At 43.7% G+C, this 13,644-nt stretch carries 13 protein-coding genes; 9 read left to right on the top strand and 4 right to left on the bottom strand.

Features of this window, described 5'->3' with window-relative positions; genetic code table 11:
• Nucleotides 1–42: 42 nt before the first annotated feature.
• The 4 genes from VRK_RS13550 (at nt 43) to VRK_RS21015 (ending at nt 3,438) form a co-directional block, all read left to right on the top strand.
• Entirely contained in the window at nt 43–1,611 is a 1,569-nt protein-coding gene (locus VRK_RS13550) for an ATP-binding cassette domain-containing protein (RefSeq protein ID WP_059121858.1), read from the top strand.
• A 367-nt stretch (nt 1,612–1,978) separates the two neighbouring features.
• Nucleotides 1,979–2,272 carry a hypothetical protein gene (locus VRK_RS13545; RefSeq protein WP_157371917.1) on the top strand — a complete coding sequence of 98 codons (294 nt, stop codon included), beginning with the start codon at nt 1,979–1,981 and terminating at the stop codon, nt 2,270–2,272.
• Between the two features lie 22 nt (nt 2,273–2,294).
• A complete protein-coding gene (locus VRK_RS13540; RefSeq protein WP_059121856.1) occupies nt 2,295–3,266 on the top strand; it encodes a hypothetical protein in 972 nt (323 codons plus the stop codon).
• Nucleotides 3,267–3,279: 13 nt separating this feature from the next.
• Nucleotides 3,280–3,438 (top strand): hypothetical protein, encoded by a 159-nt coding sequence (locus VRK_RS21015; RefSeq protein WP_157371916.1) that lies wholly within the window; start codon nt 3,280–3,282, stop codon nt 3,436–3,438.
• A gap of 90 nt (nt 3,439–3,528) precedes the next feature.
• Here VRK_RS21015 and VRK_RS13535 read toward each other — a convergent pair whose 3' ends face one another.
• Nucleotides 3,529–4,470 carry a LysR family transcriptional regulator gene (locus VRK_RS13535; protein ID WP_059121855.1) on the bottom strand — a complete coding sequence of 314 codons (942 nt, stop codon included), beginning with the start codon at nt 4,468–4,470 and terminating at the stop codon, nt 3,529–3,531.
• A 108-nt stretch (nt 4,471–4,578) separates the two neighbouring features.
• Between VRK_RS13535 and VRK_RS13530 the strand changes: the two genes are divergently transcribed.
• Together VRK_RS13530 and VRK_RS13525 are read left to right on the top strand one after the other, a co-directional pair.
• A complete protein-coding gene (locus VRK_RS13530; RefSeq protein WP_059122772.1) occupies nt 4,579–5,475 on the top strand; it encodes a DMT family transporter in 897 nt (298 codons plus the stop codon).
• 196 nt (nt 5,476–5,671) lie between these two features.
• Entirely contained in the window at nt 5,672–6,676 is a 1,005-nt protein-coding gene (locus tag VRK_RS13525) for a Gfo/Idh/MocA family protein (RefSeq protein ID WP_059121854.1), read from the top strand.
• A gap of 126 nt (nt 6,677–6,802) precedes the next feature.
• Here VRK_RS13525 and VRK_RS13520 read toward each other — a convergent pair whose 3' ends face one another.
• On the bottom strand, nt 6,803–7,042 hold the full coding sequence (locus tag VRK_RS13520) for an RNA recognition motif domain-containing protein (protein WP_059121853.1): 240 nt from the start codon (nt 7,040–7,042) through the stop codon (nt 6,803–6,805).
• 547 nt (nt 7,043–7,589) lie between these two features.
• Between VRK_RS13520 and VRK_RS13510 the strand changes: the two genes are divergently transcribed.
• Together VRK_RS13510 and galE are read left to right on the top strand one after the other, a co-directional pair.
• Entirely contained in the window at nt 7,590–9,032 is a 1,443-nt protein-coding gene (locus tag VRK_RS13510) for an FAD-dependent oxidoreductase (RefSeq protein ID WP_059121851.1), read from the top strand.
• A 150-nt stretch (nt 9,033–9,182) separates the two neighbouring features.
• On the top strand, nt 9,183–10,199 hold the full coding sequence (gene galE / locus VRK_RS13505) for a UDP-glucose 4-epimerase GalE (RefSeq protein WP_059121850.1): 1,017 nt from the start codon (nt 9,183–9,185) through the stop codon (nt 10,197–10,199).
• A 103-nt stretch (nt 10,200–10,302) separates the two neighbouring features.
• Here galE and VRK_RS13500 read toward each other — a convergent pair whose 3' ends face one another.
• The gene (locus tag VRK_RS13500) at nt 10,303–11,019 is read right to left on the bottom strand and encodes a TetR/AcrR family transcriptional regulator (RefSeq protein WP_059121849.1); all 717 of its coding nucleotides are present in this window, start codon (nt 11,017–11,019) and stop codon (nt 10,303–10,305) included.
• A gap of 117 nt (nt 11,020–11,136) precedes the next feature.
• Nucleotides 11,137–11,652, bottom strand: coding sequence for an NUDIX hydrolase (locus tag VRK_RS13495; RefSeq protein ID WP_059121848.1), 516 nt, complete (start codon nt 11,650–11,652; stop codon nt 11,137–11,139).
• A gap of 318 nt (nt 11,653–11,970) precedes the next feature.
• Here VRK_RS13495 and VRK_RS13490 point away from each other — a divergent pair, with 318 nt between their 5' ends.
• A complete protein-coding gene (locus tag VRK_RS13490; RefSeq protein ID WP_059121847.1) occupies nt 11,971–13,638 on the top strand; it encodes an ATPase RavA domain-containing protein in 1,668 nt (555 codons plus the stop codon).
• Nucleotides 13,639–13,644 lie beyond the last annotated feature (6 nt).

Below are 13,644 nucleotides of genomic sequence, written 5' to 3'. Positions count from 1 at the left end.
TGTCTAGCTACGGCTGATGTCCCTGTCATACAGGAGGCAATTATGCCAGTATTACAGGCTTACAACATAAGTCATCAATTTGATAACGGTGAAAAGCTGTTTCAACAATTATCATGTTCCATGATTAAGAATCGTGTCGGGTTGGTTGGTCGCAATGGGGTGGGTAAATCGATACTCGCTTCAATCTTAAGTGGTGAACAAAAGCCATCGAGTGGAACGGTGACGTTACCGAAGTCATTCTCAGTGTATCGTCAGCAACCGTCGGACTTGCTATCCGGTGAGCTTTCTATTGCGCAGTTCTTGGGTAAACACCATGTACTTGAAGCGTTAAAGCAGGTTGAATCCGGCGATTGTTCAGAACATTGGTTTGATGTGATTGGGGATCAGTGGGATTTACCCATACAACTCATTCAGCAACTTGAAGTGCTGGGATTACCACCAGAAGCAGATTTTCCTTGCGCCCGATTGAGTGGGGGACAATTAGCTCGATTACAGCTTTGGCAGATGTTTGCAAGTGACGTTGAGCTGCTGATTCTCGATGAACCTTCCAACCACCTTGATGTTCAGGCAAAACAATGGTTGTTGGCATCGATGCGAGCGTTTAACGGTGCGATTTTACTCATTAGCCATGACCGGGTACTGCTGCGTGACATGGAAGAAATTTGGGAACTATCCGGGCTTGGATTACAAGTATTTGGTGGTAACTACGATGTTTACGCTGAACAGAAACGTACCGAGTTACAAGCAGTAGAGCGGCAGCTCGCAAGCGTTGATAAACAGAGAAAAAATCTGGCAGAACAAGCTCAGCGCAATCGAGAAAAAGCAGAGCAAAGAGCGGCGCAAGGGAACAAGTTACGTCAAGCTGGTAGCCACGGAAAAATCTTGCTCGATGCGAAACAAGATAAAGCCACAGCAAGTGGTTCAAGTCGCAGTAAAAACGAGCAACTTCGTCAAGCTTACCTCCAAAATAAAACGCAGTTATTAAAGGCCAGAAAAGAGCAACTGAAAGGGCAAAAGCTCTATCTTGAAGATAGCCAAAGCCACGCAGGTAAGGCGGTTTCGATGCTTGACGGTGTATTGCCGTTTGGTAGAACTCAGCCCATCTCAATACAGGTGTATGCCAATGAAAAGGTTCATCTGACAGGCAACAATGGCAGTGGTAAATCAACGCTGTTGAAAACGCTATCAGGCGAGTGCTCTCTTCAACAAGGGGAACTGCGATTGAATACACCATTGCATTATCTTGATCAGCATTTTGGGACGGTTCAACCCACGCTATCGGTGTTGGATAATTTGATGCAACAGTGTTGTGGTATCAAAGAAAGCGATGCCAGAACATTGCTGGCCGGGATTGGGTTTCGTCGTGACAGTGTTTTTCGTCTGGGTTATACGCTGAGTGGCGGCGAGAAAATGAAGTTAGCGATGTTGATCGTCAGTCATCAACCTGAACAACCTTTGTTACTACTCGATGAGCCCGATAATCACCTCGATCTCGAATCAAGAGTCATCTTGGCACAAGCTTTGTGCAACTATCGTGGCGGTTTCATTCTGATTAGTCATGATCATGATTTTGCTCGTGAAGCGGGCGTACAGCGAGATATTTCTTTGTAATGTCGCCACAAAAGGCTTTGGCCAGTGAATGAGGCCAAAGCCTTTGTCTGTCATCAAGCTTAAGGGCATATTATCGGTTCGATGTATTGCCCGATATATTCGAATAACGAAATGTGTCCTTGGTTTTATATCAAGCGCTGTATACCGGCTCCATATTATTTAACGATCGCTTTGATATTTTTGTTAGACAGACAATGTTTTGATTGAAAGGGGTTGTTATATTCTGAGTCAGCTTTGTGATAATAAAGTCAGTTTGTAAAAAAAAATGCTCACACCCACTTATTGCAACTAATTTTATATTATGCATTCGCATTTTTATGCTTCTTAGTCTAGGTACGAGCAAATGGTATTTGTGGGGAAATCTTTGTTGATCGCATTATTCGTGCTACTGAGCGGGTGCTCCTATAAATATTTGGTTGTATATGATGGCGATGTCTATTTGGGGGCATTCAATCATGAAAAAAAAGAGGCACCTGGTTGTATTTATTCATCGATTGAAGGAAGTGGCATAAAACTTGGTACAGCAACATTTGGTTTGGGTTATTTTAGTAACAAAAAAATGGAAATCGATAAAAATTTGTCAAGTCATTGTGAAAGTAAAATAGGTGAAGTTTTTGTAGTCGATAAAAAATTATCAGAAGAAAGTGTCACCTTTAAATAAATCATATCGTTAGGGGGTTATTATGAAAGGTGAACTCTGTGTGTTACTTCTTTCTGGAATATTAACTGCCTGTGCTTCAAATCAGCATTTGGTTTTTTTTACCAATACAACCATCGGGTTAGAGGTTGGCTCGGAACCTTCCTCTGGAACACCTGCAAAATTTGTACTGGGTTATAAACGTCAGGAGGGAGTCATCGATCCCTTAATACCCAATTATGAATTCCTTCCCTGTACTTCGAAACTTCCCTGTGCTTCGGAGGCCGACGTTCCGAATACGCTATCGAAGCCCGAAAATGGCAATACGCTATTGAAGCCCGAAAATGGCAATACACATATCGTATTAACACCTGTGGGGGTTGCAGTACCGAAAGAGACTATTCCTCATTCTGTATTGGCCAAGATGAATTTTGGCGCCACTGGTGGCGGGACCGGAGCTTCTGCATCTCAATGGTTTGCCACTGGCCTTGCTGCAGAATCTCTCGCAAAATTACCGGGTGTGACGAGTGCGCTATCCGGATATCCTGTCGGGTCAGGTATCGACTTGGGTCTCCATGATCATGATTTATCACGATATGCCTATTTGGTTGATATTTACAGTATTTTAAAAAAGGCAGCTGAATCAGGTGATCATGACGCTGTGAGAATTAAAGATAAAGTCGATGCACTTGATCGTGGAGAATACAGGAAAGAATTTAAGTATTACACTATTGATGATGAAAATAAGTTAACCTCTAAACCTGAAAAATTTAACGAAAAAAAATCATTCACTAATATTACAACATATTTAAGTAGGTTGGAAAAATCGATTGGTGTTTGTCGTGAAGCTGTTTTATCAGAAGACGTGATATATAAAGATGAAAAAAAAGAAGACGTCTTAACGGCAATAATTGATTATTCCCCAAGATTGGCAAGTGGTAGAGAAAAACTTTCAAACCATAAGTCAGTGATAGAAATGATCCATTATGTAAACAATAGTCTAATCATGACTCCATAGGAGAATACATGTTATGAATATTGAAAAAATTAAAGACGATAAGACATATACATCTAATGAAGAGATCAACCAACGTCTCTCCGAGGTTTTACGAACGATTCTTCTGCATGAAAAAATAGAGTTAATTGAACGCAAGGAGAACGGGTGGCAATTTAAGATAATTGACGAATAATAAGTATTATTCGTAGACCAATAACGATGGTATCCATTGCTCATCCGGGTCGAGTCATCGAGGGAGTGATGGTGATGCGTTCCTCCTCCCTCAGTCATCTGACTGCAGCCCTGCGGCTTCATGGATTAACCATCGTTTGACTTCCGCAATGCCCGGTTCATTTCGCCTTGAATACTTATAAGCAAAGTAAAATTCGTCGCCGGTTTCAATATGGTGGGCCGGCAGGCGGATCAGATCGTCTCTGGTTCTATCCTCATTAAACATATAGTCATTGATTAAACCGATACCAAGCGAATATTTGGCTGCTTCATAAGCGAGCAGTAAATGACTGAATTTATGCAGTTGCAGTTCGTCGGGGAGCGGGTGGCCTGCTTCGGCAAACCATCTGCGCCAGTCTTCGGTATATTCGTTGTAGATACCAAAAGAGGTCGCGAGAGGAAATTCGCCCAATGTCTCGGGATGTTTTTTCAGCAAGTCGGCCATGTCTTTGTCTGAGCGGATGTTGAGGGCACTTTTCATCGACTCATAAAATGCGGGGCTGCAAACGGGGAAGAGCCGCTCTCTGTAGATGTGCTTAAAGTCAAACCCGCGTTTTTCGTTGTCCGTAGTGATGAAACAATCCGCTGTTTTGTCAGAAAGTTCGAGCAAGCTGTGTGACATTGTGATGCTGATATCCAAATTCGGATGCAGCCTCATCAGATCGGGCAGGCGTGGCATTAACCAGCAAACGGCGAAAGAACTGTAGACGGCAATTCTGACTTTGGTTTCACTTTCCCCGCGTATCAGGCTGCTTGCGTGAGCAATTTGTGACAAAGAGCTGCTGATCGCATCCAGATAATGTTTTCCCTCTGGTGTCAGGCTGAGATAACGGCCTTGACGGTGGAAGAGACTTTCGCCCAAGTGATTTTCCAAGACGCGGATCTGATGAGACACCGCACTTTGGCTGAGATTAAGCTCCTGCGCAGCGAGCGAAAAACTGTTTAATCGGGCAACCGCTTCAAATACGGGTAAGGCTTTTAGTGGTGGCAGCATTTTTATTATCCAAAAAATGAATACTAAGTCAGGATATATCATTTTATCGTCGCTGAAGTCGAGATTAGACTGTAATTCTTGATGTTTTTATCGATATGGGCAGGGGAAATGTCTGGGAAAACGGTGAGTAGCGCTATTTTGATTCTGGTGATCGGAAACTTCTTCGCGACTTTGTGTGATGTGTTTATCAAGATGGTGGGCAGTAGTATGTCGGCATATCAGTTTACGTTGATGCGTCTGGTGATGATTTGTCTGATTTTGTTGCCATTGGCCTATAAGCATATCAATTTTAAGGGGGAGGTCGGCCTGAAATTGCACGTGTTAAGAGGCAATCTTTGGGTGCTGGCAAGCATTTTGTTGATTATTTCTTTGTCCCAGTTACCCCTTGCGACGGCCAATGCGGTGTTTTATATCGCCCCGATTCTGATTGTTTTATTTGCCGGGATTTTCTTTAAGGAGAAAATTACCACAGGCATCGTGATTGCGGCCTGCTCTGGTTTTGTCGGGGTGTTGATTATTTTACGACCTTCGGAAGTGAGCTGGGGGATGATCAGTGCGGTGTCATTTTCTGTGCTGCTGGCGACAAACAGTTTATTGATTCGCAAGCTGCCGAAAAATCAAAATTTGTTCTTCGGGCTGTTGATTACTCATGTCTCTGCCTTGCCATTGACGGCTGGTCTGGCACTCTGGGAAAATGGACCCTGGCATTTTAGTGGCTTAATTTACGCGGGGGCGTCTGCGGTATGCGCAATGATATATAGCTTGGCGTGTCTGCAAGGTTATCGCTATGTCGCGTCCAGCCAAGTGAGTAGTGCCGAATATTCCGGTTTATTGTTTGCGGTCATTCTGGGCTGGGTGGTCTTTCATGAGTCAATTGATTTCTTTTTAGTGATAGGTGCTTTGTTCATTATTGTGCCGCTGGCGTATTTAAGTCATCGCGACCGGCGTAAACGCAAAGCTGAGGAATGTTTGTCTGTGGCCCGGTCTCAATTGGATGCCGGTTAAGTGTTTCGGGATCTATTCTGATTGCCATCCACGATATCGTGCCGACATTTAGGGTCGGATACAAAATGGCCCTATTGTTCATCTATCCTCAAAGCTCTGAGTTAAATCTTCACTTCAATTCAAATGGCAAGACTTGATACTTTGGGGCGTCGCGCTAGTATTGTTGTTCAATGAGTTATTTGATTTAGGTACGTCTGTGATTAATAACAAGGTTCGTTGGGGAATTGCCGGATTAGGCAAAATTGCACATCGTTTTGTGAAAGATCTGACACAACATGTCCCGAATGGTGAGTTGTATGCTGTCGCAGCACAAGATCAGTTGCGAGCAGATACGTTTGCCGATGAATTCAGGTGTCAAAGAAGTTACGGCTCATATCTGGCGTTGGCACAAGACCCAACCGTTGATGCTGTCTATATTGCAACCATTCATCCTTTTCATAAAAGCATGGTTGAACTGTTTCTCAAACACGGCAAACACGTTTTGGTTGAAAAGCCAGCATTTACCAATGTTGATGACTGGGATGCAATGTCCTCGCTGGCCAACGAAAAAGACTTACTGTTAGTTGAAGCAATGAAATCAGTTGCTTTCCCGGCTTATCAGTCACTGCGGCAGTTTATTCTGGATAACCAGATCAAAATCAATTCAGTTGAAGCGGCTTTTGGTAATTGGCACGACTTTGATAGTCAATTGAGAATATTTGATCCTGATTTATGCGGTGGCGCAACACTGGATGTCGGAGTGTATGCTTTATGGTTATATGTCGATTTATGCCATCTCATGCAACGCCCGGTGTGTAAACCGTCAGTAAAATATATCACAGATAATACTCATTCTGAGGTCGATGAAACGGTTGAATTTATGTTTGATGGTGAGGTCAAGGGTAGAATCGGGGCTTCGATTACGCGTGATCTAAAGCGCGAAGCAATCATAAAAGGGCCTGAGGTGGAAATCGTGATTCATGATAAGTGGTGGAACCCCCAAAACATTGACCTTTTCTATCAAGGCAAAAACCATAAAATAACCTCACCTGCGAGAGGGGGTGGATTTGAATACGAGATCGAGCACATCTCTTCGCTAATTCTCAAGCAGCAAATTCAATCGGATGTGATATCCGCTGATACAAGCCGGAAAGTTATTTCAATCATGGAAACGAGTTTGATTGAAAACGGCTTTGCGCATTTAGTTGCTTCAATCGGGTGAAATGAGGCTGGTGCTATGTCACGGGGCATTGATGATGGTTCTCGCAACTTAACCAGTTTTTCAATGGATGAAGGGAAGACCGATCAGAAAAGCCAGTCGTGCAATACACGGCTGGCTTCGAGAGTGTCAGTTTTGTGCGCGTTTAACCCTAATGGTGCTTTTCGCGACGTTTGAAAGGTTTAGATTTTGGATTGCAGCTTTTGCTTCATCGTCGTTGGGCATTTCAACAAACGCGAAGCCTTTTGATAATCCTGTTTCCTGGTCTAGAACCAAGTTGCATTCAGTGACTGTGCCATGAGTCGAAAAAAGAACACGAATGTCATGTTCAGTCGTTGTGCGCGCTAGATTGCGGACTAAAAGTTTCATATTTTTTTGCCTAATGTAAGTTGCGGCATAAGTGTCTCAGTTATAGAGAAGTAAGCCAAGGTAAAATTGGTCATGAGTCGCAATAGAAAAATGAGCATGAGCAAAATCGGCAATGATAAACAATCAGGTTGTAAGCTTTGTGGTATATCTTTCGTTAATCAGGGCGAAATATGAAGCTATCAGCAGGTTGGATATGGCAGCGGGTGATTTATAAACGGACACCTTCCCGTTTTATCCTGAATGAGGGGTTGCATGTTCAGTTGTCGGATCAGTTATCCACAAAAACAGTGGATAAAGTTTGGGATAAGTGGACAAGCATGACCGATGGTTTGAAACATCTCATGTGTACATTCAATATGTTACCGTTAGTTTTGATGTGTTCAAAACACTGAATTCGAGATAGATAGAGTCCTCGTCAAGTGTTTTTTTTGAAAAAATTATTCTTACAGGTGAATGGATGATTCAAGGAAAACCCTATCAAAAATGTGATTTAAATTAAGTTTTCGTGCATATACAATGTGGACACGTCAGACAAGATAGAGTAGTGATGCAGAATAATTCATCGAATCGCCAAAAACCTCGGATTGCGATTATTGGTGGTGGCGTTGCGGGAGCGACGGCTGCGGTTCATTTAGGTGAACAGGGCGTAGACGTCGTTCTGATGGAACGTGGCCCGAGTTTGGTTAATGGTCCGCCAATCTGTCATCTGCATGCCGGGGGAAACCTATACCGAGAGATCTCTCAACAACAGTGTCTGGAATTATTGCGGCAGTCCGTTGAGACGATTCGGCTATATCGACATACCATCAACAAGCGTCCGACCGTGATCGCGACACCGACCACTGATCCTGAACATCCACAAGCACTATTACCCCGATTAGAAGCGATAAAACAGGCTTATCAAGCGATGGTTCACCAGGATGCCCACAATGAGGTACTGGGTGATCCTGACGAATACTATCGACTCTACGAGCGGGCTGATTTAGAACGGCTTCGGTTGTGTTCGCAGCCAAGTGAGCCTGTCAGTATGGATGACTGGCTGATTCCTTTTGCAAAACATGTGGATTTGGCGTTGATTCAGTATCCCGTTATTGTTGTGCAAGAATATGGGTGGAGTGTTTTCCGTCTTGCTGCAACTGCGATGTTGACCCTTCAGCAACTGCCTCATTGTCAACTGTTAACCAACAGTACGTTGGTCGATGCGCAAATGTATGATGACCAATGGCATTTGACCTATCATGATAAAGATTCACAAGCCCATACACTGGTTGTGGATTATTTGGTCAATGCGTGTGGATATGAGACGGGTAAACTGGATGATCTCACCAAGAACCCTCAATACCGGATGGCTGAATTTAAAGCCGCATATATTGCCAAGTGGCCTGATGAACATAGTCTCTGGCCCGAAGTAATATTTCATGGTCAGCGAGGCACACCACAGGGAATGGCCCAGCTTACACCATATGCTGACGGTGTTTTTCAGTTGCATGGTATGACGAAAACCATCACCTTGTTCGATGATGGGTTAACGCGAAGTTCAATTTATTCATCACAGCCGATTCTGCCTGATGTGTTGCAGATGAAACTGACCAACGGTTGGCCGGATGCAGTCGTTGAGGCCAGAACGCGTCATGCGATTGCGCATATCGGTAAGTTTATGCCTGACTATTGTCGCGCTTATCCTGATGGCAAGCCACTGTTTGGTGCCCAGCAGATCCCGGGTGAAGATGAGACGTTGCGCGCTGCCGATGTGTCGTTCAGTGGTCACAATTATGCCCGGATCGAAATTGTAAAGGGATCATCGGCTTTAGAAGCGGCAAGAAAGCTGATAGCACACTGGCAGTTGGCCGATCATTCGACTTTAGCGTCGATCGAACAGCAGCATCCGATTAGCCTTTCGTTCGAAGCGGAGATAATTGAACAGTTTGCGATTGATTTGGCTCAGGCGCGTGGTTATCCCATTGAACTGGCGAAAATTATTGGTTGTTAATCCCATCTTCGTGCTACATCTGTCTGAATTTATGAAATGTTTCTTATAATCCGGACAGATGTCGCAGGAATTTCAAGCTAGAATAACTTTACGATTACATTGGTGTGGTAATATGCATCAATGTAAGTGTTATATGGGAGAGGCTAGGCAATGAATGTATTGATTACCGGCGGTATGGGCTATATTGGTAGCCATACTTGTATTCAGATGATTGAAGCAGGTATGACGCCTGTGATTTTAGACAATCTCTACAATAGCAAACCAGCCGTTTTGGAACGGATTGAAAAGATTGCTGGTTATCGGCCTGTATTTATCCGCGGTGATGTTCGTGACCGTAGTTTATTGATTGAAGTGATGAATGAGCATCAGATTGATGCCGTGATTCATTTTGCTGGTTTGAAAGCGGTGGGCGAATCGGTTCAGAAGCCGCTGGAATATTATGAAAATAATGTCAGTGGCACTTTGGTGCTGGTCGATGCGATGCGGATTGCGAATGTCAAAACATTAATTTTCAGCTCATCCGCCACGGTTTACGGTGATCCGGCTTCCGTGCCTATCCTTGAAGATTTTCCGACACAGGCAACGAATCCATACGGCAGAAGTAAACTAATCGTTGAGGAGTGTCTCACTGATTTCCAACATGCGAATCCGGACTGGAGTATCTCTTTGCTGCGTTATTTTAATCCGGTCGGATCTCATCCTTCGGGTGAACTTGGTGAAGACCCGCAGGGGATTCCAAACAACCTGATGCCGTTTGTCGCTCAAGTTGCTGTCGGACGCCGTGAGTGTCTCTCTATTTTTGGTGATGATTATCCGACCAAAGATGGTACGGGGGTTCGGGACTACATTCATGTGATGGATCTCGCGGACGGACATATTGCAGCCTTGCAAAACGTTGGGACGAAAAGCGGATTACATGTGTACAACCTCGGCACTGGGATTGGCTACAGCGTGCTGGATATGGTGCATGCATTTGAAAAAGCGTGTGGTCAAACGATTCCCTATCAATTGGTTGAACGTCGTCCGGGGGATATTGCAGAGTGCTGGGCTGACCCTGCCAAAGCAACGCAAGAATTAGGATGGCGAGCTACCCGCACATTAGATGATATGGTTCAGGATAGCTGGCGCTGGCAGTCAAATAATCCGAACGGTTATCCGGATATGTAGGATTACTCGGCTTTGGAAAAATCAGTCATCCATATTTTTGAGAATAAGGTTTGAAAAAACGGTTTGAAAAATGGATGACTGATTGCCGTTAAATTAAATTCATTTAGGTCGTGTGATATAACTCGTCCAGTTGAATGACCAGCTCGTCAAGTTGTTGTGGTTGTAAACGGGATGATGCCGGTATCATCAATTTTCTCGCCATGATTTCATCGCACATTTGCCAATGTTTCAACAGACACTCGCTTTCGGTATCACATTCTTGTGACCAAGTTTCATGCAGGAAAGGTTCGAGCGAGGCTGCACCGTGAGCAAACATAATCATTTGCCATTTGATTTCCCAAATTTTAATGGCGTGTTCCGGAAAAAGTTGGTTGTAATCTTCAGCCAGATGGAAAATCAGTTTCTCAATTTCTCCGGATTGATCAATAAAATAATCGAATCGGCTGCCTTTCTGGCGCACAACATCTGCCATCAACTGGATCGGTTGTTTGTTAATGAGTGTGAAGGCCAGCATACGAACAATAAATTGATACAGAAGTTCGTTGACCGGCATCTCTTTCGGTAAATGCATCAGTATGGTTTGACAATAGTGAGTAATGTATTGGTGCATATTGTCGTTAATGCTATACCAGATTTGTTCTTTACTGCCAAAATGGTGGCGAATCAGGCTATGTGAGATTCCAACTTTTTCGCTGATGGTGCGCAGCGAGACCTGCGTATAACCAAACTCACAAAACAGCTCAGTTGCAATGCGTAAAATTTGCTGACGCGTTTGTTCGGCATCGTGAGCGCTGCGACGCCCTTGTCTTTTTATGGTCATTTGATGTTTTGGTATTGTGAGATTCCAGTGTTGAGCGTTCCCCTATTGTATCCATGTTTTGAGCGCGCTGTTTTGATGGTATTCCGATTTATCAACGGGACAACTGATAAGTTGCTATCATATATACCCACAAAGCTTGGCTTTACTCAGACAAGCGATCGTTTTGGTATCGGTAATTTCACCGTCAATAATCTTTTTTTCCAGTGCTTGAATGGACAGGCAGAAGGTATCAATCACTTCATCATCATCGCGTTGATAATCTTGTGTGACAGAGAGAGCTTTGGCGACAAACAGATGCTGAATCTCATCACAGAAACCGGCAAGCGGGGTCAACTGCCCTAAAGCAACCCATTCGCTGGCAAGATAACCAGTTTCTTCAGCGAGTTCTCGTTGTGCACATGCCAGTGGTGTCTCCGAATCTTCGCGGGTTCCGGCTGGTAATTCGAGTAGCCATTTTCGAATTGACGGACGAAATTGTCGCAACATGACAATCTCTCCCTGTTGATTGACAGGCAGGATCACCGCAGCTCCCGGATGAATGATCGTCGTATGAAGGATTGGGCGGTGGGTCGGTAGCATGATTTCTTCCTCAACCAAAGAAATCTGTTTCCACTGATGTATCGTTTTACGCATACAGTCCTTTGACTTATCCGGCCTGTTATTGCTCGGAATTGTGATAGGGTGTTCTTGGCAAACGATACCTCTATGACACTCAAAAATAAAGGTTTTTAGTTTGAATAAATTTTAGTGTAGTTAATGATACAAAACTCATATTTGGAAACATAGGTTTCAACCAATCGCACGAATTGTGGATCTGATATAAAAACAGAAGCACAAATTAAATCTTGTGCAACATTAAATTAACAAAACGATAAACTTATAATAAACTGAAGTTGTATAAAAATATTACAACAATAGCTCAGTATCTTGTGAATCTAGTGAGTCATTTCCATGGTAAGTTCAATTCCTGCAAGTCATTCGCAGAAGGCGTTGCTGTCAGAAAGGATCAATAAATTAGCCAGTGCGCTGGCTGATGGTGTTTATGAACGGGAACACGTGATTAAAATTTGTCTGCTTTCTGCCCTTGCCGGTGAGAGTGTGTTTCTGTTGGGTCCTCCCGGTATTGCAAAGAGTTTGATTGCGAAACGCCTGATTCAAGCCTTCGAAAATAGTTCCTATTTCGAATATCTCATGACGCGTTTTTCAACGCCTGAAGAAGTGTTCGGGCCGTTGAGTATTCAAGAATTAAAGGATAATGGGCGTTATCTGCGGTTAACTCAAGGTTATCTGCCGACGGCTCAGGTCGTTTTCTTAGATGAAATCTGGAAAGCCGGTCCCGCTATCTTGAATACATTGCTGACGGTCGTGAATGAAAAAACGTTCAACAACGGTAGTGAAGTTGAGCGTGTTCCCATGCGTCTACTGGTGTCTGCATCGAATGAGTTACCGGACAAAGATAGTGGTTTGGAAGCGTTATTTGATCGAATTTTAGTCCGGATTTTTGTCAATCGCATCCAGAATAAACAAAATTTTAAATCGATGCTGACGGTTGGTACACCGCAAGAAGCCCATATTCCGGAAGGATTAGCGATTACCGATCAGGAGTATCATGAGTGGCAGCAGGCATTAGATCAATTAATGTTGAGCAATGATGTTTTTGAAAAACTTTATCAGCTCAAGTCCATGCTTGATACAGCAGCGGAAAACAGCACATTGACAACATCTGATGAGATGTATGTTTCTGACCGGCGCTGGAAAAAAGCTGTCAAACTGCTTAAAGCCAGTGCTTTCTTTAATGGCCGTGACAGCATTAATCCATTGGATCTGTTTCTGTTACAGGATTGTTTGTGGAACAGCCCGGATTCCCTTGCCATTGTGAAAGAGGTCATTCGTGAGTTTGCGCTGAAGTATGCTTTTGATCAGCAGGATGTCGAGCATCAAATTGAGATCTGTCAAGAAGCGCTAACCGATGTTGAACGAGAACTGGAGGAAAAATATACGATGCCGCTGGCGGTCGAAAAAACTGCGGGACTGATTAAGAAACAGGTCTATAGCTATGATCTGACACATGTGAAGACCTATCAATCCGGTAATCGGAAAGACCTCCTAAAAATCGTGTTGCTCCAAAGTCATACTACCGTCACCGATGCAGAAAATACTGATAAATATTGCCATTGGGTTTATGTACCTAAAGCCGAGTTTGAGAAGGTTGTCCGCGAAGGGGGCGGTGAGCTATTTGGTTATGTGAACCAAAATACCACCCTTTGTTCTTTTCAGTTTGGTGTTGACTCAGAAGATTTGTTAATTATCAAAGATATTGCCAATCGTTCGGTACTGGTTTCTGTCGTGACGACACAACATCAAAACCAGCATCAGCTATTTCAGGTATGGCAAACACGTATTGAACAGGTTCATCATCAATTGGAGCAAGCCGGTTCTCACTTACGTCAGTCGTCCCGACAATTTCATGATGCGTTGCCACATCATTTTATCGATCCTGAGCTTCCTGTGGTGATGGAAAGTTCATTACAGCAATTACAACAACAATTGGAGAAATCAATTACTGCGTGCGAAGAAGCCGCTCAGCAGATGAATCATTTCAGTCAGTATTTCACGTAGGAGAGA

The organism is Vibrio sp. MEBiC08052 (assembly GCF_001506075.1).
Taxonomy (GTDB): domain Bacteria; phylum Pseudomonadota; class Gammaproteobacteria; order Enterobacterales; family Vibrionaceae; genus Vibrio.
This window is presented reverse-complemented; position numbering and strand designations above follow the sequence as displayed.

What these genes read in the sequence shown, in the direction of transcription:
- VRK_RS13550 (WP_059121858.1), top strand. Translation starts at nt 43, where the DNA reads ATGCCAGTATTACAGGCTTACAACATAAGTCATCAATTTGATAACGGT.
- VRK_RS13540 (WP_059121856.1), top strand. Translation starts at nt 2,295, where the DNA reads ATGAAAGGTGAACTCTGTGTGTTACTTCTTTCTGGAATATTAACTGCC.
- VRK_RS21015 (WP_157371916.1), top strand. Translation starts at nt 3,280, where the DNA reads ATGAATATTGAAAAAATTAAAGACGATAAGACATATACATCTAATGAA.
- VRK_RS13535 (WP_059121855.1), bottom strand. Translation starts at nt 4,470, where the DNA reads ATGCTGCCACCACTAAAAGCCTTACCCGTATTTGAAGCGGTTGCCCGA.
- VRK_RS13530 (WP_059122772.1), top strand. Translation starts at nt 4,579, where the DNA reads ATGTCTGGGAAAACGGTGAGTAGCGCTATTTTGATTCTGGTGATCGGA.
- VRK_RS13520 (WP_059121853.1), bottom strand. Translation starts at nt 7,042, where the DNA reads ATGAAACTTTTAGTCCGCAATCTAGCGCGCACAACGACTGAACATGAC.
- VRK_RS13510 (WP_059121851.1), top strand. Translation starts at nt 7,590, where the DNA reads ATGCAGAATAATTCATCGAATCGCCAAAAACCTCGGATTGCGATTATT.
- galE (WP_059121850.1), top strand. Translation starts at nt 9,183, where the DNA reads ATGAATGTATTGATTACCGGCGGTATGGGCTATATTGGTAGCCATACT.
- VRK_RS13500 (WP_059121849.1), bottom strand. Translation starts at nt 11,019, where the DNA reads ATGACCATAAAAAGACAAGGGCGTCGCAGCGCTCACGATGCCGAACAA.
- VRK_RS13495 (WP_059121848.1), bottom strand. Translation starts at nt 11,652, where the DNA reads ATGCGTAAAACGATACATCAGTGGAAACAGATTTCTTTGGTTGAGGAA.
- VRK_RS13490 (WP_059121847.1), top strand. Translation starts at nt 11,971, where the DNA reads ATGGTAAGTTCAATTCCTGCAAGTCATTCGCAGAAGGCGTTGCTGTCA.